This window comes from Bradyrhizobium sp. C9, assembly GCF_002532045.1.
Taxonomy (GTDB): domain Bacteria; phylum Pseudomonadota; class Alphaproteobacteria; order Rhizobiales; family Xanthobacteraceae; genus Bradyrhizobium.
This window is the reverse complement of record NZ_NWTG01000003.1, coordinates 499,590-524,016: the sequence shown is the minus strand read 5'-3', so window position 1 is coordinate 524,016 and position 24,427 is coordinate 499,590. Positions and strand designations below refer to the sequence as shown.

Sequence of the window (24,427 nt, the reverse complement as noted above, 5' to 3'; positions counted from 1 at the left end):
TCGGATGAGACCTGCGCCCGCCCCGGATTTTGGAACCGATGCTCAGGCCGGATGCCGGCGCGGCTTGAGACCTGCGAGAAACAACCGCGCGAAATGATCGGCGATCTCGGCGGGAGACCAGTCGCGCCTGGTCTTGAACCAGACCGGATACCAGTGGCCCATTCCGGTCAGGATGCGCTCCGCGAAATAGGTATCGATGCGGCGGAAGCGGCCCTCGTCGATCCAGCGCTGATAGCTGTCCTGGTCCTGCCGGATCGTCGCCAGCACATCTCCGACATAGGCCTTCCGGTCGGCGTCGTTGAGATAGTTGATGTTGTGGTAGGTCGCCTTCGGACCGCAGGGCGTGTCGTGCAGCATCAGCAGCAAGCGGATGCGCTGCACGATGTGATCGAATGCGCCAAGGCTGTGCTCCTGCAGGTGCTCGCGGATGCTGACCTCGCCGGCGAGGCCGCGTCGCAGGCACGCCAGCAACAGGCTCTCCTTTTCGCTGAAGTGATAGTAGATGCCGGCGCGGGTCATGCCCGCATCCACGGCGATGCTCTCGAGCGACGTGCCCGACGCGCCCCTGCGGTTGAAGCTGTCGGAGGCAATCGACAGCATCCTGTCGAACTTTGCGGCGCGCTTGTTCAATGCCGCGCGCGACTCCAGGAATGGCGCAAGGCTGAGCGGTTCGGGCATCTCGGGCACCGCGATCTCGCGCCGGTAGACGCCGTGCGTGATGATGTCATCGATGGCATCGATCGCCTGCTGGCGCGTGTAGTAGTCGCGTTCGGACAGCCAGAACGGCACCCAGTCCAGGATAGAGATCAGCGCCACCGCGGTGAGCAGCGGTTGGTCGCAGGCGATCGAGCCGTCCGCCACGCCCCGATCCAGAATGTCCGCAAGCCAGGCGGCATTCTGCCAGCGCTTGGCATGGACTTCGCTGCTGTAGGGCCGAGCCAGCGCATCGATATCGGTGAACAGGATCATACGCTGGGCTTCAGACCGCAGCCTGCCGCGCACAAAACGCCTGACGATCTCGAGCCCGTCGATGCCGGGCTCGGCGGCCGCCTCCATCTCGCGCCTGTAGATCGCGAGGCCGCGCAAATAGCAATGGAAGATCAGGTCTTCCTTGTCGCGGAAGTGATGATACAGCGCGCCCGGCACGGCCTGCACCGCCGCCGCAACCTGTTCCATCGTGACATTGGCATAGGAGTGGCGGGCAAACAGCCGGGATGCAGCGACCAGAATCTCTTCAGCTCGATCTGTCAGCGCAGCGACTTGCAAGCTCCGATGCCTTTCCGGTTGCCGGATGCCAATCCAGACGGGAGATAATCCTCCCCGCATGGGACTTTCAATCGCCGATTTGGTTCGACGAACGTCCTATCGCGCAATCCGGAGCATGAGATCACGACGCGGGCGCATCATGATCCCGTCTCGTTGCGTGAGGACAGTCCCTTCGCCGTCTACTCCTGCGCAAAGGCCTTGTCGAAGAAGGCGGGCAGATCGTTGCGCAACTGCGCGAGCAGCGCCTCGCGGTCGAAGCCGGGTGGATCTGCCGCGGCGTCGCCATCCAGCGTCAGGATCGGTGTGCTGGGGCGGTCCATGAAGGCGAAGTGCCACGCGTTGGGGATCATGTGAAATTCGGCGTGCGGCACATTCTGTGCGACCCATTCGGCATGGAAGCGCGGCACCAGCCAGCGGTCGCGTTCGGCTGCATAGACCGCGGTCGGTATCTTGATCGCGGCGAGCGATGCGGCGGTGAAGACCACGCCGGCCGGCGCCATCGCCACCACTGCGCGAACCCGCGGATCGGTCGCCGTCGGCAGCAATGTCACGGCGGGCGGTGACTTGGAACCGCCTCCCATGCTGCAGAACAAGGGATCGTCCTTGCTATCGGTCTTGCAGTGCTCGCCGATGCGCGACAGGTCGACCTGGCCACCGGCCAGCGCGATCACGGTGTAGCCACCGGCCGAGTGTCCGGCCGCCCCGATGCGCGGACCCTGGGCATCGGCTGCGATCTTGTCCTTCCATTCGGGGTCGGCCAGCAGCGCATCGATCACCCGTGATGCCTGGCGCGGCCGTTCGGTGAAGAATGTCCCAGGCGGTTGCTGCCAGATCGAATGATCCTCCCAATTGTCGCCGGGATGCCGCAAGGCCGCGACCAGATAGCCGTGCCGCGCCAGCGCCTCCGCGAGGCTGGTATGCCCGATCTCGGAGCCGCCCGTGCCGTGGCTGAGGATGATCAACCCCTTGAATTTCGGATCCGGCGGCGCCCCGGTCGCGACCCGGACCGTGAACGCACCCATCGGGATGGCGCGGGCCGGCGTTTGCGTCGGGTAATAAAGTGCCACGGGGATGGCCGCCGGATTGGTGGCGGAGACCGGGACCGTGATCTGGCGCCAGCCCGCCTCGGTGGCCTCGGCCGCAGAGAGCGGCATCAGGACCGGGAGGGCCAGCAAGCCAAGACAGGGCCAGAGCAGCCGGAGCCGAGCCGCCGGAACCAACGAAAATTTCATGAGCGCGTCCTCGAATGATCGACCGTCCGGCTGCTATAGGAAGGGGCGGTCCCGGGTCCACGTCCACTTCGCGAACGGCAATCCTTATTCGCCAATGACCATCACCGAACTTTTACGCCAGGATTCGATGGCCTTGCCGCGGCGCCACGCCGCGCTGGTGCTGCCTGTTGTGACCGGTGTCGGGCTCGCGATCGTGGGCGCGTTCGGCACCTATGTCGGGATGGGATTGCTGACGCGGCTGGTCCATTTCGTTGCGGGCGCGTTGTTGATCACCACCCTGATCATTGGCGTGACGGCATTGGTGCGGCGCTATCTGTTCTCCGGCGCCGAGCCGTTCTGGGCCGCGATCGGCGTCGCGTTAGCGGTTGCGCCGGCCGGCGGCTGGATCGTGCACCTGTTGTTATGGCTGCTGGCGCCCCAGGTGCTGCCCTACGTGTCTTATCGCGACCTCACCCTGCAGGTGCTGACGATCAACCTGTTCCTCGGCCCGCTGGTCTGGGCGGTTCGGCGGGTACCCGCCGGAGCCGCAGATACTGCCATCGCCCCGGCACATCCGACGTCCCCGCCGGCCACAGCTTGCTCGTTCCGATCGAAATTGCCGTTTGCGGTCCGCCACGCTGCCATCCTGTCCCTGAGCGCGGAGGACCATTATGTCCGCGTGCGCACCGATCGTGGCGAGGCCCTGATCCTGATCAAGCTGGCCGATGCCATCGCCGCCCTGGGACCGGAGACCGGGGTGCGGATCCATCGGTCGCACTGGGTCGCCCACGCCGCCGTCCGCGGACTGACGCGTCAGTCCGGCCGGCTCGGCGTCAGGCTCGACGACAATCTGGTGCTGCCGGTGAGCCGCGCTGGACAGAAACTGTTGCGTAATCAACAAGATAAGATGCAGATCGGCGCCTGAGCCGACCAAGTCGCATCATCGTGCCAAGGTGCTTGGCCGGATCGCCGGAACATCGTAAAGACTAGTATCTGGTATACCACGGGCCGCCGGTAAGAGGCCCGGGATTGTCTTTGAGAGAGGAAACATGGCGCGCAACATTCTGATCCTTGGGGCTTCCTACGGCTCCCTGCTGGGGACCAAGCTTCTGATGGCGGGGCACAACGTGTCCCTGGTGTGCCGGAAGAACACCGCTGACCTGATCAACCGCGACGGCACCGAGGTACGCATCAAGCTGCGGGACGAGAAGCAGCATCGCTCGATCTTCTCGCGCGACCTGCCGGGCAAGCTCGACGCCGTCACGCCCGCCGATGTCGACGTGTCGCGCTACGACATGGTTGGCCTTGCGATGCAGGAGCCGCAATACACCAACCACACGGTTCGCGTGCTGATGATCAAGATCGCGGCGGCCAAGCTACCCTGCCTGTCGATCATGAACATGCCGCCGCTGCCGTATCTGAAGCGGATCCCCGCGCTCGCCGGCATGGACCTCGAGGAGGCCTACACCAACGCCCAAGTCTGGGAGCGCTTCGAGCCAGGGCTCGTCACGCTGTGCTCGCCGGATCCGCAGGCGTTCCGTCCGCCAGAGGAGAAGGCCAACGTGCTGCATGTCGGCCTGCCGACCAACTTCAAGGCTTCCGTCTTCGCCGACGACAAGCACAACAAGGTGCTGCGCGAGCTCGAAGCCGACATCGACGCGGTGACGCTCGACGGCCAGGACGTTCCGGTGAAGCTGAAAGTATTCGACTCGCTGTTCGTGCCGCTGGCGAAATGGTCGATGCTGCTGACCGGCAATTATCGCTGCATCACGCCGACTGAGCCGCAATCGATTCGCGATGCCGTGCACGGCGATCTGACGCGCTCGCAGGCGATCTATGACCATGTCGACGGCATTGCGCGCAAGCTCGGCGCCGATCCCGCCGATCAGGTGCCGTTCGCGAAATACGCCAAGGCGGCGGAAAGCCTGCTCAAGCCGTCGTCTGCGGCACGCGCGGTCGCCGCCGGCGCGCCGTTCATCGAGCGCGTCGACCTCTTGGTGAAGCTGATCTCGCACCAGCTCGGCACGCCGAGCGCCGAGATCGACCGCACCGTGGAGACCGTCGACCAGAAGCTGAACGAGAAGATCGTGCAGGGCGGCTCCGGCGCCGAGTAACCCAACGACGTGTTGGCGGGGGCGGCAAGCGCCCTCGCCATGCATCGGCGATCAGCAAAGTATGCAATCGCGGCTGCCGAACGCATGGCTCGACCGCTCCAGCTGGGCTAGGCTCGCACAGTTGCGGTTGGGAGCCACGCACATGTCGATCAAAACGCTTCCTCTTCTTGCAATCTACGGCGACCTTGATCGCGCGCGCGACATCATGCGCGCCTGGCAGCCGCTCGACCATCTGTCGCCCGATGATGCCGAGATCGTCGTGAAGGCGATTGCCGAAGGCATCGCGCGCGGCCGCTGCCACGGCCTCGAGATGGGGCAGTGCCATTTGGCGGCGTAGGCCGGCTAGCTCTGTTGCTTCACCGCCAAAATCGTCACCGCGCGCGTCCGATGGCTCGGCGTCTGGAAATCGATCGTCTGCCCGACTGAAAGCCCGATCAGCGCGGCGCCGACCGGCGTTAGCACCGAGATCCGTCGCAGCGCGATGTCGGCTTCGTGCGGGTACACCAACACGACTTCCCTGACGTCGCCGGTCTCGTCGTCGCGGTAGCGCACGCGCGAGCCCATGCGGACCACGTCGGGCAGCTCGGAATCGTCGGCGACAACCCGGGCGCGGTCGGTCTCGCGCGCGAGGAACTGGGCCACGCGGGGAAACACCGCCATGCTGGAATCGGCCAGTGCGCTGAGGCGATGCGCCTCGCTCGCGGTGATGACGATCGGCGGCAATGCGGGAGCGTTGAAGTCGTTCTGAATGGTTCGGGTCATGGCGGATGATCTTTGCGGTTGATCGCAGGTGCGGCGCCGCCGGCGCGCAGATGTCTCGCGCGACGCGACAGGCCGAATGATTTGATGGTGTTATGAATTGACGACGACGAGAATCCGGACGGCGCGCGATCGCCGGCCGGCTAAGTGCCTGCGTGCAGACGTCCGGCGCGCAAACCAAGGCGCGCAATGCGGGTGTCGATGCTCAACATGTCGATCATGGCTCCATCAACATAGCCGCTCATGACGTTGCATCCATTGCGGCGAAAGCGCGCACGCGCCGCGGGCCGTAACAGCCGTCAGGGCTGGCCGATGCCGGTGAGGCCGAGCACCGCGCCGGCGGCAAGCGCGAGCAGCGGATGGATCCGGGTCGTGGTGGTCGCGATCGCGACCATGGCCGCGATCAGGATGGTGCCCCAGCTCGAGGTCGACGAATGAGTGATGACGATGGCGCTGGCGGTGACGAGGCCGGCGGTCACCGGAACCAGCCCGGCCTGCACCGTGCGGCGCCACGGCCGGTCCTTGAAGCGCTCCCAGAGCCGCAGCGCGAAGCCGGTGACGAGCGATGACGGCCCGAACTTGGCGAGCGAGGTCACCACTACGCCGGAGAAGCCGGCGACATGCCAGCCGACCAGCGGGACTACCATCATGTTCGGTCCCGGTGCGGCTTGCGCCAGCGCGAACAGCGCGCCGAATTCCTGCGCCGTCATCCAGTGATGGATGTCGACCACCTGGCGCTGCATCTCCGGCAGGATGGTGTTGCCGCCGCCGAAGGCGAGCAGCGACAGCTCGGCGAAGATCAGGGCGAGCGTAACGAGGGTTGCGGTCATGACGCCTGCCTCGACCGGAGGAATATGCTGAGCGGCGCGAGCGTCAACAAGGTCGGCAGCAGCGGCAATCTGAACACCGCGATCGCGAGTACGCAAAGCGCGCCGATGACGAGGCCGAGCACATCGCGCCGCAACGGCCAGGCGATCTTGATCGCGGTCGAGATCAGCAGCCCGGCTGCCGCGGCGGCGAGGCCGCCGAACAGATGACGCACCACCGGGTCGTCGGCGAAGCGGCCATAGATCACGCCGAGGCCGATCACGACCGCGGTCGGCACCGCGATCAGGCCGAGGATCGAAGCGAATGCGCCGGGAATGCCGCGAAACTTCAAGCCCACCGCCACCGACATGTTGATGATGTTGCCGCCGGGCAGGAACTGGCAGAGCCCGAGCAGGTCGGTGAACTCGGCGCCGGTCAGCCAGCGGCGCTTCTCCACCATCATGTGGCGCGCCAGCGGCAGCACACCACCGAAACCGGTCAGTCCGAGAATGAAGAAGCCCGTGAACAACTCGCCGACATCAGGTGCGTCATGCTTGGCGGTCTGTGCGGCGGGTACGGCGTCCATCGGCGGGGCGGCTCCGGTTCGTTCGTTGTCGAGCTGAGTCTAGTTGGCCGCGTGCCAAATATCCAATATATGGATACGGGAATTTGCATACCTATTGCATATGGATCGCCCTGATGATCGAGCTGCGCCATCTCCGCTACGCCGTTGCGGTCGCCGAGGAGGGCCATATCACCCGCGCCGCCGCGCGGCTCGGCATCCAGCAGCCGCCGCTGAGCCAGCAGATCCGCGCACTGGAAACCGCGATCGGCGCGCCGCTGTTCCGCCGGCAGCCGCGCGGGGTCGAGCTGACCGCCGCCGGGCGTGCCTTCGTCAGCAAGGCGCGCGCGATCCTGCGCGATACCGAGCTCGCCGTGGAAGCCGCGCGCCGCGCGAGCCGCGGCCAGGAGGGGCAGCTCGCGATCGGCTTCACCTCGTCGGCCGCGTTCCATCCCTTCGTCACCGGTGTGATGCGCGAAATGCGCGAGCGCGCGCCGGCGATCACGCTCTCGCTCGAGGAGGCCTCGACCGGCGAGCTGATCGAAGCCGTCGAGGCCGACCGGCTCGATGCCGCTTTCGTGCGCTCGCCGAGCGAGCGGCTGGAGAATCTCACGATCACGCATCTGCTCGACGAGGAGATGCTTGTGGCGCTGCCCGACCATCATCCGCGCGCCCGCAAGGACCCGCGGCGACGGATCTCGCTGGCCTCGCTCGCCGACGAGCCGCTGATCCTCTACCGCCGTCCGACCGGGCCCGGCCTCTACGACAGCATCATCGCCGCCTGCCGCGCGGCGGGCTTCAGCCCGAAAGTGGCGCAGGAGGCGACACGGATGGTGTCAACGCTGAGCCTCGTCGCGGCCGGGCTCGGGATTTCGATCGTGCCGGAATCGATGGCGCGGCTGGAGACCGCAGGCGTGTCCTATCTCCGCCTCGACCGCGCCACGGGCCTCGTCGCGCCGCTCGCATTGGCCCGCAAGAAGGGTCCCGCCGGCGGCACGCTCGGCCGCCTGATCGGGATCGTGACGCGGCGGGTGAAGGACCGTGCTGGGGCGTAGCGTAGAACGCGAAAGCGACGGCAGCAGGAGCTCACGGTCTCAGAAGGCAGGTTGCGAGCGGCGCCAGCAACGCAAGCGGCAAGGGTGCGATCAGTGCCACGGCGATGCCACCGGCGCGATGAAGCGCGAGGACATGGTCTCGCGGCGCGACCGTATCCGCCAGACCTCGCGTCATCAGCACCACGAAATTCGCAGTAATTGCGCCCCAGATCGCGCCGGCGCTGAAATGGCTCGCCAGCATCTGAAGGCGACGGGACCACGGTTGACCATTGAGGGCCCATCGATCCAGGCATAAAGGGTCGATCGTCATGTGATAGAGCTGCGCCACGATTGCCGAGACGACGCTGCCGGCGACCGACGCGCTGAGAAATGTCAACGTTGAGCCTCGCCGTCCGGATGCCCTGCCGAGCACGCAGGCAGGAATCAACGACGTCAGCGCACCGATCACGATCGTCCAGACCAGGAACGGTCCCCACGGCAAATCGAGAATACCTGACGCGGTCAGCGTGCCGTGGACGCGCTCGGCCAGTGCAGCCTTTTGCAGCCGGAACTCGGACTCGAAGCTGATCGCGAGCGGCCCTCGGCCAGTGACGTGCAGCGCCGTGACAAGCCACAACGCAGACGACAGCAGCGCGCCCAGGAACCAGACCGCGATGCTCAGCCGTGGCAGGATGCGCTTGAGCACGATCCCTTGCGTCAGCGGTGGGGCCAGCGTGGCGAGCACGACAGCGACGAGCAGGCCATACATGATGAGCCCGCGGTGTTCGGCGGTTCGCGCGACTTGTTTGCCGATGGCCGTTGCCGATAGCACGGTGAGCACGGGGATCAGGGCTGAGACGAACACCCAGGCGAGCCAGGTGGACCAGGTCAAGGGCTGCAGGCGCGAGAGGCGGGGTTCTTTTGTGAGGTTCATGTCGTCAGTCGGAATTGATGAGGTGAGCGCGCAGAACGTCGGCGACAAGCCGATCTGCGGCAACGGTCAATCCCTGCAAGCTTAGGCACACCACCGATGGGGCTGTGTCGACTTGTCCGCGTTTGTGCGCATCCGTGCGGCTCGTGGAGCGAGCCGGCCGAAAGGGATGGCGTGGAATGTGGGGAATTTGGCGAACGCGCGCGTCAGCGCGCGGCTAGATAGCCCCATCGAACTCTGATGCCGACGCGTCGATCGCAACAGTTCCGTTGCATCCGGCGGCCTCGGGTTCAATCACCACAGTGAAAGGCAGTTCAATGGCACGTTTTCCTGTCCATACGCTCGACTCCGCGCCGGAAGCCTCGAAGCCCGCCTTGCGTGACGTCGAGGCGCGGTTTGGCATGGTCCCGAACCTCGCGGCGACGATGGCGACGTCACCGGTGCTGATCCAGAGCTTCATCGGCATCTTCGATAAGGTTCACGGCGGCAGCTTCACCGAGCAGCAAATCCAGACCGTGCTGCTCACCGATGCGGTGACCAACGGCTGCACCTGGGCGGTCGCATTGCATTCCGCGCTCGGCCTCCAGGCCGGCCTCGATCCTGAAGACGTCGACGCGATGCGGGCCGGCCGCTTGCCTGCCGACAAGACCCTCGGCGCACTCTCGACGCTGGCGAGGTCGCTGATCGAAAAGCGCGGGCGGCTCGACGAAGAGGAGATCGAACGCTTCCTGGCAGCCGGGTTCTACAAGGACCTCGTGCTTGAAGTAATCACCATCGTGGCGGCATCGACCATCACGAACTACACGGGCAGCGTGACCAATCCACCGCTCGAGGCGGGATTGCAGCCGCATGCCTGGAAGGGCTGACCCGGTCTCAGCCGGCCGGTTGATCACGAACGAGGCGCTCCACTTCACCTCGCCCCGCGTGCGGGGAGAGGTCGGATTGCATCGTCAGATGCAATCCGGGTGAGGGGGAGCCTCCGCAAACGCAGCTATTGCGGTATATGCGGAGACAGCCCCTCACCCCAACCCTCTCCCCGTAAGAACGGGGCGAGGGAGTGCAGCAACCGTCGCAGTCGCCTTCGACCCGATCTCATCACACTTTAACGCGCAAACCTGGCGCGGTAATCCTGCGGTGTGGTCGACAGCACGCGCAGGAAGCTGCGGCGCATGGTCTCCTCGGATCCGAAGCCGCAGCGCTGCGAGATTCGCTTGACCGGCAGGCGCGTCTCCGAGAGCAGGTGCCGGGCGCCCTCGACCCGCAATCGCTCGATCGCGCGCGCCGGCGTCAGCCCGGTGGCATCGGCGTAATGCCGGCTGAAGCTGCGCTCGCTCATGCCGGCCTGTTTCGCCAGCGTCGAAAGCGAGAGGTCGTCGGCGAGATGGCCGCTGATCCAGTCATGCAGCGCGCCGAACCTGTCGTCCGTCGTTTGCAGCGACAGGATTTCGCTGAACTGCGCCTGTCCGCCCGGCCGTTTGAAGAACACCACGAGATAGCGGGCGACGGCAAGCGCCGCCGCGCGGCCGAGGTCTTCTTCCAACAATGCCAGCGCGAGATCGATGCCGGAGGTGACGCCGGCCGACGTCCAGAACGATCCGTCGCGCACGAAGATCGGATCGGACTCGACACGAACATCGGGAAAGCGCTCGGCGAGTTCCGAACAGAATTGCCAATGCGTCGCGGCACGACGACCGTCGAGAACGCCAGATGCGGCGAGCAGGAACGCGCCGGTGCAGACCGATGCGGTGCGGCGCGCTTGCCCGGCGCGTCCGCGTACCCAATCCACCAAAGCGCGATCGGCTGCCGCTGCGTTGACGCCGTCGCCGCCCGGAATCACCAGCGTGTCGACCGCGGTGCTGATGGCCGGCAGCGGGTGCACGGCGAGACCGACGCCGGCCGATGCTTCGATCGTCGGGCCGTCCTTGGCGACGACGCGGACTTCGTATGGCTCGGCATTGCCTGCCCTGGCCGCCAGCGCGTTGGCGGATGCGAACACCTGCAATGGCCCGGTGACATCGAGCAACTGCACCGCCGGATAAGCCAGCACTTCGATCAGGCGGCGGCCGTTTGGCGAGAAACGTGGGCTGGTTGGCGTCATCGCTGAAGCGTGCCGCGCTAGATTCGCTTTGTCCATAGTGCAAGGAAAGTTCACGCGAAGTTTGAGGGAAGTTCGATGATTGCTCACGATGTCCACTTGCGGATCGGATCACTGCTGTTCGAAGGCGTCGATCAAATCGATTTGACCGGGCCGTTCGAGGTGCTGTCGCGGATTCCGAATTCGACCTATCGCATCTACGGCAAGACCGCCGAGCCGGTCCGCGACATCAAGGGATTGCGGCTGACGCCGGATGCGACGCTGACTGAGGCGCCGCCGCTCGATGTGCTGCATGTGCCGGGCGGCTTCGGTCAGCAAGCCTTGATGGATGACGCGGAAGTGCTCGGCTGGATCAGCCGGCAGGCGGCGGGGGCATGCCGCATCTTCTCGGTTTGCACCGGCGCGCTGATCTGCGGAGCGGCCGGCCTTCTGAAGGGGCGCAGGGCGACGACGCATTGGGCGTCGTTTCATCTGCTGCCGTTTTTCGGTGCGACGCCGGTGAACGAGCGCGTCGTGGTGGACGGAAGCTTCGTCTTTACCGCTGGAGTCACGGCAGGCATCGATGGCGCATTGCGGCTCGCGGCCGAATTGCGCGGCGACGATGCCGCGCGCGCGATCCAGCTCTATATGGTGTATGCGCCGGAGCCGCCGTTCGACAGCGGCACCCCGGAGACCGCGCCACCCGAGATCCTGCAGCAGTCGCGCGAGGCCGTACGCGCGATCACGGCACAGCGGGAGGAAACCGCACGTCGCGTGGCGGCCAAGCTGGGCGTCGTGGTGGGGGCTTGAGCCCTGACTAATTCCCCGGCTCGAAACTGCAGTCGGCGCCGCCGCCGGCCTTGTCCTTGATCACGGCGGGATCGAGCGTGCAGGACAATTTCGACAGCGCTTCGTAGATCGTCCCGGCGGCTCCGTCGCCGGGAACGCCGGCCAGTGCCACGGTCGCGTAGATCGCGTTGGCTTCGCGGCCCTTCACGGTGTGGGTCCTGCTGCCGAAGGTCAGCGCGCAGGAGCGCGAGGTGATGTCGACATTGCTGGCACGGCAGACGACCTTGTCGGCGGTGACGGTGATCTTCCTGGTGATGCGGACATTGCTGTCGCCGCCAAAGAACGCGGCGACCGCCTTCTTCTCCCTGGCCGGCAGCGACGAATAGGGCGCCACCACGCCCGCGAGCGCCAGCGCGACCGAGCCGGACGTGGTCGCGGGCGCGGCCCACGCGGTGGACGAGGCCAGCGACAATGAACATGCGAGGATCGCCAATCGGCCAAGCCTCGTTCCAAGTCTCATTCCAAGCCTCATTTCCGTCTCCTGTCTCTGCGCTTTTCCGCGGCGCGGAATCGCTAGCATGTCTGACGGTGCCCAAGGGTGATGCCGTTCACATGCCATTCTGCAACTTCACGTGAGGGCGCTGCGCGCACAGGGCAGGGCGGCCCCGCGTGGACCCGCTTGCACGATCGCGCCGTCGGCGTCACAGTCCGCTCCGCGGCAGCGATGCCGCCAATAACCACGACAAGAAGTCTAGTCCGAGGAACGGAACATCTAGGGAGCATCATGGCGGCCACGCGCATCGATTGCGACATCCATCCCGCGGTGGGGGGAACGCGCACCACGCTGCTGCCTTATCTCAGCGATCACTGGAAGGAACAGGTGGTCAGCCGCGCCATCGACGGGCTCGACCTCAATTCCTATCCGCCGTCGATGCCGCTGTCCGGCCGCGCCGACTGGCGGCCGGCCGACGGCCGCAAGCCCGGCAGCGATCTCGCCATGGTGCAGCGCGGCGCGTTCGACCAGCTCGGCGCCAGCCACGCCATCTGCAATGTTGTCTACGGCGCGCAGGCGGTGTTCGATCCCTACATGGCGGCGGACTTCTGCAAGGCGATCAACGACTGGATCGCGGCCGAGTGGCTTGCCAGGGACACGCGGCTGCGCGCCTCGATCGTGGTGCCGATCCAGGCGCCGGATCTTGCGGTCGAGGAGATCGAGCGCCGCGCCGGCGATAACCGCTTCGTCTCGGTGCTGGTGCCCTCGCAGGGCGAGATGCTGCTCGGGCGGCGGCACTACTGGCCGATCTATCAGGCCGCGGAGAAACACAGACTGCCGATCGCGATCCACGCCGGCAGCGCCTACCGCGGCGCGCCGAGCTCGATCGGCTGGCCGTCCTATCGCTACGAATATTATCTCGCCGAAGCGCAGGCGTTCCAGGCGCAGACGTTGAGCCTGATCTATGAGGGCGTGTTCGGGAAGTATCCGGGCTTGACGGTCGTGCTGATGGAGTCGGGCGTCAGCTGGCTGCCGGCCTTCATGTGGCGCGCCAACAAGACCTGGCGCGGCGTGCGCGTCGAGGTGCCGTGGGTGGAGCGCGAGCCGGCCGCGATCATCCGCGATCATTTCCGCGTCACCATGCAGCCGTTCGATGCGCCGATGGATGCAACCGGCGTCGCAGACATCATCGACCAGATCGGCTCTGACAAGATGTTCCTGTTCGCGTCCGACTATCCGCACTGGCAGTTCGACGGCGACGATCCGGTCCCGCCGCATCTGCCTGATAGCCTCGTCAAGCGGATGTGCGAGGATAATCCGTTGGAAACCTTTCCGCGTCTCAAGCTGAATTAGGAGGAGGATCGCATGAGTGACGTCATCGACCGCCCGATGCTCGACCAGGAAACCACCGCGGCGACGCGGCTGAAGATCATCGATTGCGACATCCATCCGAGCATTCATGCACACAGCGACCTCAACGAGTTCCTGCCGAAGCGCTGGCAGCAGCATCTGAAAGAATACGGCAGCCATCTGCGCACGCCCTATATCGGCACCACGCCGTATCCGCGCTCCTCGCCGCTGATCGCGCGGCGCGATGCGTGGCCGCCGACTGGCGGCGTGCCCGGCTCCGACCTCGATTTCATGCGCAAGCAGCATCTCGATCCGTTCGATGTCGAGTTCGGCATTCTGCAGGTGCTCGACCTCTTCATCTTTTCGCAGCAGAACCTGGAATTCGGCGCCGCGATCCAGCGCGCCATCAACGACTGGCAGCTCGCGTTCTGGGCGCATCGCGATCCCAGGCTGAAGGCCTCGATCCTGGTCGGGCAGGACGGCTCCGACCTCGGCCTCGCCGAGATCGACCGTTGCGCCAAGACCGGAGAGTACATCCAGATCAACGTCTCGCCGCGCGCCAACGAGCCGCTCGGCCGCCGCCGCTACTGGCCGATCTACGAGCGTGCGCAAGAGCTTGATCTGCCGCTCGGTATCCATGTCGGCGGCTATGGCGGGCATGCGCCGACCGGCGGCGGCTGGCCGTCCTATTATTGCGAGGAGCATCAGTCGAACGCGCACACGGTCGCCTCGAACCTCACGAGCCTCGTGCTGGAGGGCGTGCCCGAGCGCTTCCCGAAACTGAAGATCGTGTTCATCGAGGGCGGCTTCGGCTGGATCCCCGCGACGATGTGGCGGATGGACCAGCACTTTGAGCGCTTCCGCAGCGAGGTGCCGCATCTGAAGCGCAAGCCGAGCGAATATGTGAAGCAGCATTTCTGGTTCACGACCCAGCCGATCGATGAGCCGGATGAAGCGAGGCACCTGCGTCAGCTGATCGAATGGGTCGGCATCGACCGGCTGCTGTTCTCGTCGGATTATCCGCACTGGGACTATGATGACGCCCGCTATGCCTTCAAGACGCCGCTGACGGAGGCCGAGCGGCGCAAGATCTTCAATGCCAACGCCCGCGCGGTCTACAAGTTCTAGGACAAAGATGGCCCGTCACATCGTCGCGCGCACCAGTGAGATTCCTGCCGGCGGCAACAAGGTGTTTGGCCTCGAGGGCCGCGACATCGTGGTGTTCCACGTCAATGGCGCGTTCTTCGCGCTGCTCAATCGCTGTCCACATGAGGGCGCGCCGCTGGAGAAGGCGGCCTGCGTCGCGCGCCTGACCTCGCCGGAGCCCGGCGTCTATCAGCGCGACCGTGTCGGTGAGATGCTGCGCTGTCCGTGGCACGGCTGGGAGTTCGACATGCGCAACGGCCAGTCCTGGTTCGACCCCAAGCGGTTCAGGATCCGCTCCTATCCGGTCGCGGTCGAGAGCGGTGCCGAGTTGCAGAAGGGGCCGTACGTCGCCGAGACGTTCCCGGTGCACATCGAGGACAACTACGTGATCGTCGAGGTGTAAGGGCTGCGTCGTAAAACCCATCGTGCCGAATAAGCCCCGCCATGACGGTACATAGTGTTATTGCAATATATGCAATAATGAAGTTCCACCGGCGATAATTATAATATCCAATGCAATGGGCCACGTTGAGGTCGCGGTCGGGATCACCCCGACCACGACATCAGGAACGGCACCATGAAGCTCTATCACTTCGCTCTCTCCGGCCACGCACACCGCGCCCGCCTGTTCATGTCCCTGCTGGGCATTCCGCACGAGGTGGTCGACGTCGACCTCAGGTCCGGCGCGCACAAGACGCCGGAATTCCTCTCGCTCAATCCGTTCGGCCAGGTGCCGGTGCTCGATGATGACGGCACCATCGTTTGCGACTCCAACGCAATCCTGGTCTATCTCGCGACCAAGCTCGGCCGCACCGACTGGCTGCCGCAGGATGCGAAGGGTGCCGCGACGGTGCAGCGCTGGCTGTCGGTTGCCGCCGGCGATCTCGCATTCGGGCCCGCCGCTGCGCGGCTGATCACGGTGTTCGGCGCGAAGTTCAATCCGGACGACGTGATCGCGCGCGCGCATGTGCTGCTGAAGCGGCTCGATGCCCATCTTGCCGATCGCGACTTTCTGGTCGGCGCACAGCCGACCATCGCCGATGTCGCGCTCTACAGTTATCTGTCGAGCGCGCCCGAAGGCAACGTCGATCTCTCCGCCTATCCGCGCGTCAACGCGTTCCTGCGCCGGATCGAGGCGCTGCCGGGCTTCGTGCCTTTTGCGAAGACGCGCGCCGGTCTGGCGGCCGCTGCGTGACAGGTCGACCGGGCGTGCCCAAAGGGCGCGCCCGTCCAACCCCGCAAGGGAAGGCGATGCGATGAGCGACAGGCGAACCAAGAGCAAGCTCGCGACCTGGCATGCCGGCGAGATGGCGATCCAGCAGGAGGTCGGCGTCGCCGAGAAGATGGCGGCCGTCGGCCAGCGCGCGGTGCGGGACTTCATGCCCGACCAGCATCGCGATTTCTTCGCGCAAATTCCCTTCATCGTGGTCGGCAGCGTGGACCGCAGCGGCGACGTGTGGGCCTCGTTGCTGGCCGGCCGGCCCGGCTTTATCTCTTCGCCGACGCCGCGCAGCCTCGAGATTGATGCGCGGCCCGACCCCAGCGATCCCGCAAGCGAGGGCATGCGCGAGGGCGACGCGATTGGACTGTTGGGCATAGAATTGCACACCCGGCGTCGCAACCGCGCCAACGGGCTGCTCCGTGCGTCGTCAGGCAAGGCGCTCAGCTTCGAGCTCGATCAGAGCTTTGGCAATTGTCCTCAGTATATCCAATTGCGCGACTTCGCGTTTGTGCGCGAGCCGGACGCGGCTTATACCGGAGATGTCGAGCAGGGCACGACGCTCGATCAGGCCGCGCGCGACGCGATCGGGGCGGCGGATACGTTCTTCGTGGCGTCCTATGCCGAGCGGGAGGATCGCCGCCAGGTCGACGTTTCGCATCGCGGCGGCAGGGCCGGCTTCGTTCGCGTCGCCGCCGACGGCACGCTGACGATCCCCGATTTCGCCGGCAATCTGTTCTTCAACACGCTCGGCAACATCCTCGTCAACGGCAAGGCCGGGCTGCTGTTCGTCGATTTCGAAACCGGCGACATGTTGCAGCTGACCGGCGATGCCGAGGTGATCCTGGACTCGCCGGAGATCGCAGCGTTCCAGGGCGCCGAGCGGCTCTGGAGCTTCCGCGTCCGCCGCATGGTGCGCCGGCGCGGCGCGCTGCCGCTGCGCTGGGCGTTCCGGGCCGAAGGCTGGTCGCCGAATGCCTTGATGACCGGCGACTGGGCGCAGGCCGCCGACCGGCTTCGCGCAGCCGAGCGCGCGACGCACTGGCGTCCGTTCAAGGTCAGCAAGATCGTCGACGAGAGCCGTTCGATCCGCTCGTTTCATCTGCAGCCGGACGATGGCGCGGGGCTGCTTCCGCATCAGGCCGGACAGCATCTGCCGATCCGCCTGTCGCTTCCGGGGGCGGACAAGCCCGTTATCCGCACCTACACGCTGTCGGTCGCACCGTCGGACGGCATGTACCGCATCAGCGTGAAGCGCGACGGCCTGGTGTCGCAGCATCTCCACGACACGATTCATGTCGGCGACATCATCGAGGCACGCGCGCCGAGCGGCGGCTTCACGATCGACGCACGCGAGAAGCGCCCCGCGGTGCTGCTGGCCGGCGGCGTCGGCATCACGCCGATGCTCGCGATGCTGCGCCACGTGGTCTATGAGGGTCTGCGCACCCGCGGCATCCGGCCGACCTTCCTGTTCCAGGCCGCGCATACGAAACAGGACCGCGCATTCGATGGTGAATTGCGGCAACTTGCCGACAAGGCCGGCGGCGCCGTGCGCATCGTCCGCGTGCTCGGAGATGTCGATGGCGCCGAGCAGGGTACCGACTACGACGCCGCGGGGCGGATAGACATGGCGCTGCTGTCGCGCGTGCTGCCATTCAACGATTACGACTTCTATCTGTGCGGGCCGCCGCAATTCACCCAGTCGCTCTATGATGCCCTGCGCGGCTACAACGTCGCCGACGGCAGGATCCATGCCGAGGCGTTCGGCCTGTCCTCGCTGCTGCGGAAGCCGGATGTGGTGACGACGGCGCCGCCGCGCCGGCCGGCCGCGACCACGCCGGTCCCGGTCGCCTTCACCGCATCGATGAAGGAGGCGCGCTGGACACCGGAGCTGGGTACGCTGCTGGAACTGGCGGAGGCACGCGGCCTCAGTCCCGCATTCAGTTGCCGCGAAGGCAATTGCGGAAGCTGTCGGACGAAACTGCAGGCAGGCGCTGTCACCTATGTGAAGCAGCCGACCGCCGAGATTGCCGATGACGAGGTGCTGATCTGTTGCGCGGTCCCGGCGCAGCCGGGGGACGATAGCGAGAATCGGATCCAGCTCGATCTCTGATCTGCTGCATTCAGCCGGCGCAGCACTTTCGCCGCTCAGCCCATGCTGCCCGGCATGAAGCAGCGTGGCCGCGGATGGCCATTCAGGTAATACGGCCAGACCATGGTGTGGCCGGCGCGGTTCGGCCCGGGAACGACGGCCTCATCGGGAACGTCGACCCATTCACCCCCCAGGCGCACACGGTAGTGGCCGTCCTTGGTGTCCCAATCGGCGTCGTCGACACGCGTCGCGTCAGTGCCGTCGCAGCAGGGCCCTTTGCCGCTATGCAGACTCTCATACCAGCCGTTTAACTCGGGATGATCGTGATCATGGGCCTGGGCCGGGCCGATCGCGGGCATCGACAGCAGGGCGGTAAGTGCAGTGAGCGTCGCGCGCCAAAACGATGTGTTCATCTGGTTCCCAGTTCCGGGCGCCCATGTAGGCCAATCCGGAGGTGGTCACCGAGTTCCTTAGATCAATAGAATGATAGAAATCATATAATCACATTCGTGAGAGGGCGCGAAGCCCGATCGGGAGGCCAAACTCAGGCGAGCAGGCTCATCACCTGGTCGATCACGGCCTTGACCCGCTTCGAATCCGGCCTTTGGTGCGCGAGGGCCAGCAGGCCGGCATGCACGACCATGATGGTGTGCGCGGTAACGTCGGGGTCGAAGCCCTTCCTGAACTCGGCGCGGTCGGCGCGCAGCCGCGTTCGCAACAGCTCTTCGAGCCGCCGGTTGTAGCGCTCGATGCTCCTGCGGAGCTCGGCCTGGTCGAGCGAGCCGTCGGTCGCGGAATTGATCGACAGGCAGCCGCGCTGTCCCTTCTCACCCGAGCAATACGGGATGAAGCCGGTGAGCCATTGCCTGATTGCCTCACGGGCCGGCACTGGCTGCGCAAGGGTGCGCTCGGCCCAGCCGAGGATGCCGTCGTGATAGCGGTCCAGCACTTTCAGGAACAGCGCGTTCTTGTCGCCGAACGCCGCATAGAGGCTGGGCTTGGCGACGCCGCTCGCCGCCGTGATCTCGTCGAGCGAGGTCGCCTGAAATCCCTTCTGCCAGAATACCTGACGGGCGATTTCCAGGACGTCGTCCGGATCGAAGCTGCGCGGCCTTGCCATATCCCTGTTTTATGTACTCTCGCGTCGGATGTGAAGCCTTCACCTTGCCGTGAAGACAATTCGGACCATTGACGTCATCCTTATTCTGTACTTACTAGTACACAACGAAATCGGGAGATAGTTCCATGAAGGCTGTTCAGGTCGTTGCGTTCGGACGTGCCCAGGACGTGGTCAAGCTCAATGAGGTGGCCGACGTCGGCAGCCCTGGTCCCAACGAGGTCGTGGTCGCGGTGGAGGCCGCGCCCATCAACAACTCGGACTTCATGATCATCGCAGGGCGCTACGGCTACCTGCCGACGCCGCCGGCGACGCTCGGGATCGAGGGCGTCGGGCGGGTGGTTGCCGCGGGATCGCAGGTCAAGAACCTCAAGGTCGGCGACCGCACGCTGATCCCGTTCACGGTGCCGACCTGGACCGAACGCGTCAAGTTTACGGCGTCCTGGCAGCGGCCGTTGCCGGAGCAGGCGGATGTTCAGCAACTGTCGATGATCGGGGTCAATCCGGCGACCGCCTATTTGCTGCTGACCGATTTCGTGAAGATCCCGCCCGGCGGCTGGGTGATCCAGAACGGCGCCAATTCGGCGACCGCGCGCGCGGTAATCGCAGTCGCCAAATCGCTGGGGCTGAAGACCGTCAACGTCGTCCGGCGCGAGGAGGTCGTGGACGAGGTCAAGTCGGCCGGCGGCGATATCGTGCTGGTCGACGGACCGGACCTCGCCAAGCGTGTCGCCAGGGAGACTGGCGGGGCGCCGATCCTGCTGGCGCTCGACGTCGTCGGCGGGACGTCGGCGCTCAACCTGATGAACTGTCTCGCGCCGAAGGGTGTACTGGTCATCTACAGTGCGATGAGCGGACAGCCGTTCTCCGGCTCGGCCTTGAGCGTGATCTTTAATGAAGTGTCGGTGCGCGGCTTCTGGCTCGGCCATTGGGGCAAGACCGCAACCGACGATACGCTGGCCAAGATGTACGGCCATCTGGTGCCGATGGTCGCGTCCGGCCTGATCAGCGCGCCGGTTGTCGGGACCTACGGCCTCGAGGGATTCCCGGAGGCCATCGCGCAGGCGGCAGCATTCAAGGGCAAGGTCATCTTCGCGCCGAACTAGCGCGTGATCGAGCGAAGCCGCAGGCAGCTAGACGATGGTCGTGAGCACGAATGCGTGCCACGCGCCCCAGTCGATGCCGTCGAATGCGCGCACATACATCGGCTCTGTTCCGGTAACGGCGCCGCCGCGGACCCAGACGTCATCGACAGCAGCGGCGCTGACGTCGACGACTGTGGCGGCGGGCCAGTGCGAATTCCCGGAGGTCCAGAAATAGCCGCTGTTGGCGCCGGTGCCGGCATCCCAGAACTGATACTCGGTCGCGGGATTTCCGTCGACGTCGGAATAGGACAACAAATTGCTGACCTGGCTCCACTCGTTGACGTGCAAGGTCTGATCGCTGATCGAAGCGACCGGCGCGTGGTTCGGCAGCGACGTCAGGGTAAAGCTGTCCCAATTGCTCCAGGCGGTCCCGTCGAAGGCCCGCACATACATGGTTTCGGAGCCGCCGGCGGTGCCGCCTTGCACCCAGATATTGGCCAGATCGGACGCTGCAACGTCGATGGGGGTGCTGGCTGCCCAGTGTGAATTGGCGGGCGTCCAGAAATAGGCGCTGTTGGCGGCACTGCCGCCGTCCCAGAACTGGTATTTGGTGATCGCATCGCCGTCGGCGTCGGATGCCGTCGTCCAGTTGATGAGCTGCGCCCACTGCGCGGCGTTCAGCGAATGATCGCTGATCGTAACCGTCGGGGCCGTGTTGGTGGACGTCACGGTAAAGGGGTCCCAATTGCCCCACGCGGTGCCGTCGAAGGCCCGCACATACATGGTCTCGGAGCCGGTCGTCGAGCCGCCCTGAAGCCAGAGGCTGTCCAGGTCGGACGCCGAAACGTCGATCACCGTGCTGGCCGCCCAGTGCGCATTGGTCGGTGTCCAGAAATAGGCGCTGGTCGCGCCTGTACCGCCGTCCCAGAACTGATACTTGGTGATCGTATCGCCCTCGGCATCCGACGTCGTCAACCAGTTGCCGACCGTGACCCACTGGCCCATGTGCACGGAATGGTCGCCGCTCGTCACGACGGGGGCCGTGTTCGTCGACGTCAACGTGAAGGTATCCCAGTTGCTCCAGTCCGTTCCGTCGAACGCCCTGACCCACATGGTCTCGGAGCCGGTCGTCGAGCCGCCCTTGATCCAGACATTGGCGAGATCGGCGGCCGAAACGTCGATGACCGTGTTGGCCGCCCAGTGCGTATTGGTCGGCGTCCAGAAATAGGCGCTGGTGTCCGACGTTCCGCTGTCCCAGAACTGATACTTGGTCGCGGCATCGCCGTTGGCGTCGGAGTAGTTCAGCCAGTTCGTCACCTGTGCCCATGTGTTGGTGTGCAGCTGCTGGTCGTTGATCGTCGCGACGGGCGGCGTGTTTGGAATCGTCGTGAAGGTGAACGAGGTCCAGGCGCTCCAGTCCGTCCCGTCGAAGGCACGTGCCCAGAGCGTCTCGGAGCCGCCGACCGAACCGGCACGCACCCACACATCGGAGAGGTCGGACGCTGCAACATCGATGACCGTGTTGGCATCCCAATGGCTATTGCTGGGAGTCCAGAAATAGCCGCTGGTCGCGGACGTGCCACTGTCAAAGAACTGAAAGCTCTGCGCGGGATTGCCATCGGCGTCGAAATAAGTCAGCCAAGGCTGTATCTTCTGCCACTGATTGTATAACAGGCTGTGGTTGCCAATCGTGACGACCGGTGCGGTATTGGCCATGGGGTTGCGTCCTCGTGGTGCGCCGGTCGAAGCCGGCTAATGTCCAAGGTGCAAGGCAATCAATCTTGTGCTCGCGAAGGGTGCTGGTGCTGAACCAGCGTCATTGGGCCGAGAGCAGCGCATCAAAAAAGCAGACAGTATCCAGATCAGGATCGCAGAATTCGCGCGCGTCATCTATGACGGGCGTCACACCCGCCGGCCGAGCCAACTGCGGCAAAACGTCCTAGACCTCGCTTCGTAACCACGTCACACAGAAGGTCTCCGTTCATTCAGTTCGCGGCGGATCATCGACCGCGAACGGATCGATCGCGAGACGATGATCGCGATGCGCCAAGCTGCCCGCACTCGGAGAACGATGTCCGGTGCAGGCAGAGGCTTGACGTTCAAGCGTGCTCACCTGCTCGCTGCGGCAGGATGAAGACCAGCGCCGCGATCGCGACGGTGAGGACGATCGATGCCGTGTAGCGGCTGAGCGCAAGGCCGCCGTGATCGAGCGGCTTGTCGAGGAAATCGCCGACGGTGGCGCCGAGCGGTCTGGTCAGGACGAAGGCGATCCAGAACAGCACCGTGTGCGACACCCGCGTCCAGAGATAGGCGGCGGCAACGATGGCGATGCCGGCGGCGAACACGATAGCGCCGCCGCCATAGCCGAGACCGGTGGAATCGGCCATCCAGTCACCGAGCGCGGTGCCCAGCGTCTGCGAGAACAGGATCGTGATCCAGTAAAAGGTTTCGGCCGCCTTGTTGTCGATCGACGCGATCGAGACCGTGCCCATGGTGCGATGCCATGCGGCAAGGGACACCACGAGCAGGCCGGCGAGCAGCGATGAGCCACCGAGATATCCGATTCCGAGCGATCGGTCGACGAAATCGGCAAAGGTCGTGCCGACGGTCGTCGTCGCGATGATCACCGTCCAGTAGAGAGCCGGGTGAAAGCGCTTCGCCGCCATCTGCGCTGCGACGGCGGCAGCGAAGATCACCGCGAAGATCGCGGTGCCGACGAGATAGCCGAGATTCATCGACATCGTGACGGCGTCGCCGCCGGTCTCGCCGAGCGTCGTGGCGAGAATCTTGATGACCCAGAAGCCGAGCGTGACGGCGGGGACTTTTCCCGCGCGCTCGTCCGCGGCGGTGTCGCACAATGATAATTCCATGGGTTCTTCACTCCGGGAGGCCGGGTCGCCGGCGGACGATGCCGCCGGCGTTGGTCGAAATGATGGATGGATCAGGCCTTCATCGAGTCCATGATCGACAGCAGCTCGGCGAGCGCCTTCTTGCATTTGGCGGCATCCGGATTGCTCTCGCGCACCGCCTCGAGCGCGCGATCGATCGCCTTGTCGACCGTGTGCCAGTCCGCAGCGGCGCGCGGCTTCAATCCGGCTTCCGCTTCGTCCCATTTTGTCTCGAGATCCTTGATCCGCGCCTTGGCGCCGACGAGGTCACCCTTGTCGACCAGTGCCGCGACATCGGCGGCGATGCTGCGGAATGGCGCCAGGTCGCCGAGCCTGGAGGCGGCCGTCTGCGTGTGCGGCAGCAGCCTGAGGCCTGCGTTGGCATCGGGGAGCGGCTGGATCACTGCGAGCGCAGCAATCGCCGCCGCCAAGCTGAGTGTCGTCTTGTTCATCGTGGTTCTCCTGTGTGGGGTTGCTTCGATTGGTGTCCGTCGGGACGCAGTTGAATTCACGCGCCGGGCGACGCTTCGGGCTTGCTGCCCGCGTCGCCTTCGAACGACAGCCAGGCGACCAGCGCGACGATCACGGTCAGGAACGCGAGGCTGGTGTAGATCGTGCCGAAGCCAAGCCCGCCATACTCGCGGGCTTGCGACAGCAGGTCGCCGAACGATGCGCCGAGCGGCCGCGTCAGGATGTAGGCGAGCCAGAAGGTCAGCACCGCATTGGCGCCGAGTGCGTAGGCCGCCGCGATCGCGGCGATCAGTGCTGCGAACGCGACCACCCCGACGTTGAAGCCAAGGCCGAGTGCTTCGGTCGCCAGATCGCCCGCAGCCGTGCCGAGCGCGAATGTGAAGAGGATCGCGGCCCAGTAGAACAATTCGCGCCGCGTGGTCACGATGCTGTGGATCGACAGCGTCCGCTCGACCGCGAACCAGATCGCGAAGGTCGCGGCCAGAGCGATCGCGAAGACGGCCGTGCTGACGTAAAGGCTGATCTCGAGCTTGTCGGTCAGCGCATCGGTGATCTGGGTCCCGACGATGCTGACCAGCACGACCGTCAGCCAGTAGACCCATGGCACGTAGCGGTCCGTGCGCAGCTGGATGGCCAGCACTGCGGCAAGCAGCGTCATCATCAGCAGCCCGGTCACGCTGGTGCCAAGGCCGACATGGACGGCGAGGTAATCCGCGCCGGTCTCGCCGACCGTGGTCGACATGATCTTGATCAGCCAGAAGACGAGGGTGACTTCGGGGACCTTGTTCAGCATGCTGCGGCCGATGGGTCTGATATCCGGCACGGTGTGAAGCTCCGATTTGCCAGGGCGGCGGTTCCGCCGGGTTCGAAAGCGAGCGTGCACGGCGAGACTTAGCCCCGGCTTAGGTGGGCGGAGCGGCCTTCATTTGGGCGCCGAAAGCCCCTAAGCCGCGGCTAAGTCGAAGCTGATATGATCGCGGCAGCGTCGCCGGCTGATCGGTGCGACGCAGATTCACTGG

At 65.2% G+C, this 24,427-nt stretch carries 26 protein-coding genes; 12 read left to right on the top strand and 14 right to left on the bottom strand.

All coding sequences use genetic code 11. From position 1 onward, the window contains the following. Positions 1-42: 42 nt before the first annotated feature. On the bottom strand, positions 43-1,266 hold the full coding sequence (locus tag CO675_RS10145) for a TetR/AcrR family transcriptional regulator (protein WP_158231209.1): 1,224 nt from the start codon (positions 1,264-1,266) through the stop codon (positions 43-45). A 179-nt stretch (positions 1,267-1,445) separates the two neighbouring features. Beyond that, a complete protein-coding gene (locus tag CO675_RS10140) occupies positions 1,446-2,498 on the bottom strand; it encodes an alpha/beta hydrolase family protein (protein WP_245452698.1) in 1,053 nt (350 codons plus the stop codon). Positions 2,499-2,592: 94 nt separating this feature from the next. Between CO675_RS10140 and CO675_RS10135 the strand changes: the two genes are divergently transcribed. The 3 genes from CO675_RS10135 (at position 2,593) to CO675_RS10125 (ending at position 4,928) form a co-directional block, all read left to right on the top strand. Continuing rightward, positions 2,593-3,402 (top strand): LytTR family DNA-binding domain-containing protein, encoded by an 810-nt coding sequence (locus CO675_RS10135; protein WP_158231208.1) that lies wholly within the window; start codon positions 2,593-2,595, stop codon positions 3,400-3,402. Positions 3,403-3,526: 124 nt separating this feature from the next. After that, positions 3,527-4,591: a ketopantoate reductase family protein gene (locus tag CO675_RS10130; RefSeq protein ID WP_097671752.1), complete on the top strand. Its 1,065-nt coding sequence runs from the start codon at positions 3,527-3,529 to the stop codon at positions 4,589-4,591. 142 nt (positions 4,592-4,733) lie between these two features. Further along, on the top strand, positions 4,734-4,928 hold the full coding sequence (locus tag CO675_RS10125) for a hypothetical protein (RefSeq protein ID WP_097671751.1): 195 nt from the start codon (positions 4,734-4,736) through the stop codon (positions 4,926-4,928). 5 nt (positions 4,929-4,933) lie between these two features. Here CO675_RS10125 and rnk read toward each other — a convergent pair whose 3' ends face one another. The 3 genes from rnk to CO675_RS10110 form a co-directional block, all read right to left on the bottom strand. Beyond that, positions 4,934-5,353, bottom strand: a complete 420-nt coding sequence (gene rnk, locus CO675_RS10120) for a nucleoside diphosphate kinase regulator (RefSeq protein WP_349644019.1) — start codon at positions 5,351-5,353, stop codon at positions 4,934-4,936. 296 nt (positions 5,354-5,649) lie between these two features. Continuing rightward, positions 5,650-6,180, bottom strand: coding sequence for a chromate transporter (locus CO675_RS10115; RefSeq protein WP_097671750.1), 531 nt, complete (start codon positions 6,178-6,180; stop codon positions 5,650-5,652). After that, complete coding sequence (locus CO675_RS10110) at positions 6,177-6,743, bottom strand: chromate transporter (protein ID WP_097671749.1); 567 nt, start codon at positions 6,741-6,743, stop codon at positions 6,177-6,179. Before CO675_RS10110 ends, CO675_RS10115 begins: the two co-directional genes overlap by 4 nt. 116 nt (positions 6,744-6,859) lie before the next feature. On the opposite strand from CO675_RS10110, the gene CO675_RS10105 reads away from it, so the two are divergent. Beyond that, complete coding sequence (locus tag CO675_RS10105; protein ID WP_502693373.1) at positions 6,860-7,774, top strand: LysR family transcriptional regulator; 915 nt, start codon at positions 6,860-6,862, stop codon at positions 7,772-7,774. Between the two features lie 31 nt (positions 7,775-7,805). On the opposite strand, the gene CO675_RS10100 is transcribed toward CO675_RS10105, so the two are convergent. Then, positions 7,806-8,750, bottom strand: a complete 945-nt coding sequence (locus tag CO675_RS10100) for a hypothetical protein (protein ID WP_097671747.1) — start codon at positions 8,748-8,750, stop codon at positions 7,806-7,808. A 251-nt stretch (positions 8,751-9,001) separates the two neighbouring features. On the opposite strand from CO675_RS10100, the gene CO675_RS10095 reads away from it, so the two are divergent. Continuing rightward, on the top strand, positions 9,002-9,550 hold the full coding sequence (locus CO675_RS10095; RefSeq protein ID WP_097671746.1) for a carboxymuconolactone decarboxylase family protein: 549 nt from the start codon (positions 9,002-9,004) through the stop codon (positions 9,548-9,550). Between the two features lie 236 nt (positions 9,551-9,786). On the opposite strand, the gene CO675_RS10090 is transcribed toward CO675_RS10095, so the two are convergent. After that, on the bottom strand, positions 9,787-10,782 hold the full coding sequence (locus CO675_RS10090; RefSeq protein WP_097671745.1) for a GlxA family transcriptional regulator: 996 nt from the start codon (positions 10,780-10,782) through the stop codon (positions 9,787-9,789). Positions 10,783-10,857: 75 nt separating this feature from the next. Here CO675_RS10090 and CO675_RS10085 point away from each other — a divergent pair, with 75 nt between their 5' ends. Then, positions 10,858-11,568: a DJ-1/PfpI family protein gene (locus tag CO675_RS10085; RefSeq protein ID WP_097671744.1), complete on the top strand. Its 711-nt coding sequence runs from the start codon at positions 10,858-10,860 to the stop codon at positions 11,566-11,568. Between the two features lie 7 nt (positions 11,569-11,575). On the opposite strand, the gene CO675_RS10080 is transcribed toward CO675_RS10085, so the two are convergent. Continuing rightward, a complete protein-coding gene (locus CO675_RS10080) occupies positions 11,576-12,067 on the bottom strand; it encodes a hypothetical protein (protein WP_245452697.1) in 492 nt (163 codons plus the stop codon). Positions 12,068-12,331: 264 nt separating this feature from the next. Between CO675_RS10080 and CO675_RS10075 the strand changes: the two genes are divergently transcribed. The 5 genes from CO675_RS10075 (at position 12,332) to CO675_RS10055 (ending at position 17,868) form a co-directional block, all read left to right on the top strand. Then, positions 12,332-13,393, top strand: a complete 1,062-nt coding sequence (locus CO675_RS10075; RefSeq protein ID WP_097671742.1) for an amidohydrolase family protein — start codon at positions 12,332-12,334, stop codon at positions 13,391-13,393. 12 nt (positions 13,394-13,405) lie between these two features. After that, the gene (locus tag CO675_RS10070; RefSeq protein WP_097671741.1) at positions 13,406-14,518 is read left to right on the top strand and encodes an amidohydrolase family protein; all 1,113 of its coding nucleotides are present in this window, start codon (positions 13,406-13,408) and stop codon (positions 14,516-14,518) included. A gap of 7 nt (positions 14,519-14,525) precedes the next feature. After that, positions 14,526-14,939: a Rieske (2Fe-2S) protein gene (locus CO675_RS10065; RefSeq protein ID WP_097671740.1), complete on the top strand. Its 414-nt coding sequence runs from the start codon at positions 14,526-14,528 to the stop codon at positions 14,937-14,939. A gap of 174 nt (positions 14,940-15,113) precedes the next feature. After that, on the top strand, positions 15,114-15,731 hold the full coding sequence (locus CO675_RS10060; RefSeq protein ID WP_097671739.1) for a glutathione S-transferase family protein: 618 nt from the start codon (positions 15,114-15,116) through the stop codon (positions 15,729-15,731). 61 nt (positions 15,732-15,792) lie between these two features. Then, positions 15,793-17,868 carry an FAD-binding oxidoreductase gene (locus CO675_RS10055; protein WP_097671738.1) on the top strand — a complete coding sequence of 692 codons (2,076 nt, stop codon included), beginning with the start codon at positions 15,793-15,795 and terminating at the stop codon, positions 17,866-17,868. Positions 17,869-17,903: 35 nt separating this feature from the next. On the opposite strand, the gene CO675_RS10050 is transcribed toward CO675_RS10055, so the two are convergent. Next, the gene (locus CO675_RS10050; protein WP_502693370.1) at positions 17,904-18,260 is read right to left on the bottom strand and encodes a hypothetical protein; all 357 of its coding nucleotides are present in this window, start codon (positions 18,258-18,260) and stop codon (positions 17,904-17,906) included. 131 nt (positions 18,261-18,391) lie between these two features. Further along, positions 18,392-18,967, bottom strand: coding sequence for a TetR/AcrR family transcriptional regulator (locus CO675_RS10045; RefSeq protein ID WP_097671737.1), 576 nt, complete (start codon positions 18,965-18,967; stop codon positions 18,392-18,394). A 125-nt stretch (positions 18,968-19,092) separates the two neighbouring features. Here CO675_RS10045 and CO675_RS10040 point away from each other — a divergent pair, with 125 nt between their 5' ends. Further along, positions 19,093-20,070, top strand: a complete 978-nt coding sequence (locus CO675_RS10040) for a zinc-dependent alcohol dehydrogenase family protein (RefSeq protein WP_097671736.1) — start codon at positions 19,093-19,095, stop codon at positions 20,068-20,070. Positions 20,071-20,097: 27 nt separating this feature from the next. Here CO675_RS10040 and CO675_RS10035 read toward each other — a convergent pair whose 3' ends face one another. The 4 genes from CO675_RS10035 to CO675_RS10020 all read right to left on the bottom strand — a co-directional run bounded on the left by CO675_RS10035 (position 20,098) and on the right by CO675_RS10020 (position 24,201). Continuing rightward, a complete protein-coding gene (locus CO675_RS10035; RefSeq protein WP_097671735.1) occupies positions 20,098-21,765 on the bottom strand; it encodes a hypothetical protein in 1,668 nt (555 codons plus the stop codon). 383 nt (positions 21,766-22,148) lie between these two features. Then, positions 22,149-22,919: a COG4705 family protein gene (locus tag CO675_RS10030; RefSeq protein ID WP_097671734.1), complete on the bottom strand. Its 771-nt coding sequence runs from the start codon at positions 22,917-22,919 to the stop codon at positions 22,149-22,151. A gap of 71 nt (positions 22,920-22,990) precedes the next feature. After that, the gene (locus CO675_RS10025) at positions 22,991-23,389 is read right to left on the bottom strand and encodes a hypothetical protein (RefSeq protein ID WP_097671733.1); all 399 of its coding nucleotides are present in this window, start codon (positions 23,387-23,389) and stop codon (positions 22,991-22,993) included. A 56-nt stretch (positions 23,390-23,445) separates the two neighbouring features. Next, complete coding sequence (locus tag CO675_RS10020) at positions 23,446-24,201, bottom strand: COG4705 family protein (protein ID WP_502693372.1); 756 nt, start codon at positions 24,199-24,201, stop codon at positions 23,446-23,448. Positions 24,202-24,427: the final 226 nt, after the last annotated feature.

What these genes read in the sequence shown, in the direction of transcription:
- CO675_RS10060 (WP_097671739.1), top strand. Translation starts at nt 15,114, where the DNA reads ATGAAGCTCTATCACTTCGCTCTCTCCGGCCACGCACACCGCGCCCGC.
- CO675_RS10065 (WP_097671740.1), top strand. Translation starts at nt 14,526, where the DNA reads ATGGCCCGTCACATCGTCGCGCGCACCAGTGAGATTCCTGCCGGCGGC.
- CO675_RS10090 (WP_097671745.1), bottom strand. Translation starts at nt 10,782, where the DNA reads ATGACGCCAACCAGCCCACGTTTCTCGCCAAACGGCCGCCGCCTGATC.
- rnk (WP_349644019.1), bottom strand. Translation starts at nt 5,353, where the DNA reads ATGACCCGAACCATTCAGAACGACTTCAACGCTCCCGCATTGCCGCCG.
- CO675_RS10025 (WP_097671733.1), bottom strand. Translation starts at nt 23,389, where the DNA reads ATGAACAAGACGACACTCAGCTTGGCGGCGGCGATTGCTGCGCTCGCA.
- CO675_RS10070 (WP_097671741.1), top strand. Translation starts at nt 13,406, where the DNA reads ATGAGTGACGTCATCGACCGCCCGATGCTCGACCAGGAAACCACCGCG.
- CO675_RS10035 (WP_097671735.1), bottom strand. Translation starts at nt 21,765, where the DNA reads ATGGCCAATACCGCACCGGTCGTCACGATTGGCAACCACAGCCTGTTA.
- CO675_RS10020 (WP_502693372.1), bottom strand. Translation starts at nt 24,201, where the DNA reads ATGCTGAACAAGGTCCCCGAAGTCACCCTCGTCTTCTGGCTGATCAAG.
- CO675_RS10130 (WP_097671752.1), top strand. Translation starts at nt 3,527, where the DNA reads ATGGCGCGCAACATTCTGATCCTTGGGGCTTCCTACGGCTCCCTGCTG.
- CO675_RS10095 (WP_097671746.1), top strand. Translation starts at nt 9,002, where the DNA reads ATGGCACGTTTTCCTGTCCATACGCTCGACTCCGCGCCGGAAGCCTCG.
- CO675_RS10115 (WP_097671750.1), bottom strand. Translation starts at nt 6,180, where the DNA reads ATGACCGCAACCCTCGTTACGCTCGCCCTGATCTTCGCCGAGCTGTCG.
- CO675_RS10045 (WP_097671737.1), bottom strand. Translation starts at nt 18,967, where the DNA reads ATGGCAAGGCCGCGCAGCTTCGATCCGGACGACGTCCTGGAAATCGCC.
- CO675_RS10125 (WP_097671751.1), top strand. Translation starts at nt 4,734, where the DNA reads ATGTCGATCAAAACGCTTCCTCTTCTTGCAATCTACGGCGACCTTGAT.
- CO675_RS10050 (WP_502693370.1), bottom strand. Translation starts at nt 18,260, where the DNA reads ATGAACACATCGTTTTGGCGCGCGACGCTCACTGCACTTACCGCCCTG.
- CO675_RS10110 (WP_097671749.1), bottom strand. Translation starts at nt 6,743, where the DNA reads ATGGACGCCGTACCCGCCGCACAGACCGCCAAGCATGACGCACCTGAT.
- CO675_RS10040 (WP_097671736.1), top strand. Translation starts at nt 19,093, where the DNA reads ATGAAGGCTGTTCAGGTCGTTGCGTTCGGACGTGCCCAGGACGTGGTC.
- CO675_RS10055 (WP_097671738.1), top strand. Translation starts at nt 15,793, where the DNA reads ATGAGCGACAGGCGAACCAAGAGCAAGCTCGCGACCTGGCATGCCGGC.
- CO675_RS10075 (WP_097671742.1), top strand. Translation starts at nt 12,332, where the DNA reads ATGGCGGCCACGCGCATCGATTGCGACATCCATCCCGCGGTGGGGGGA.
- CO675_RS10080 (WP_245452697.1), bottom strand. Translation starts at nt 12,067, where the DNA reads ATGAGACTTGGAACGAGGCTTGGCCGATTGGCGATCCTCGCATGTTCA.
- CO675_RS10085 (WP_097671744.1), top strand. Translation starts at nt 10,858, where the DNA reads ATGATTGCTCACGATGTCCACTTGCGGATCGGATCACTGCTGTTCGAA.
- CO675_RS10140 (WP_245452698.1), bottom strand. Translation starts at nt 2,498, where the DNA reads ATGAAATTTTCGTTGGTTCCGGCGGCTCGGCTCCGGCTGCTCTGGCCC.
- CO675_RS10030 (WP_097671734.1), bottom strand. Translation starts at nt 22,919, where the DNA reads ATGGAATTATCATTGTGCGACACCGCCGCGGACGAGCGCGCGGGAAAA.
- CO675_RS10135 (WP_158231208.1), top strand. Translation starts at nt 2,593, where the DNA reads ATGACCATCACCGAACTTTTACGCCAGGATTCGATGGCCTTGCCGCGG.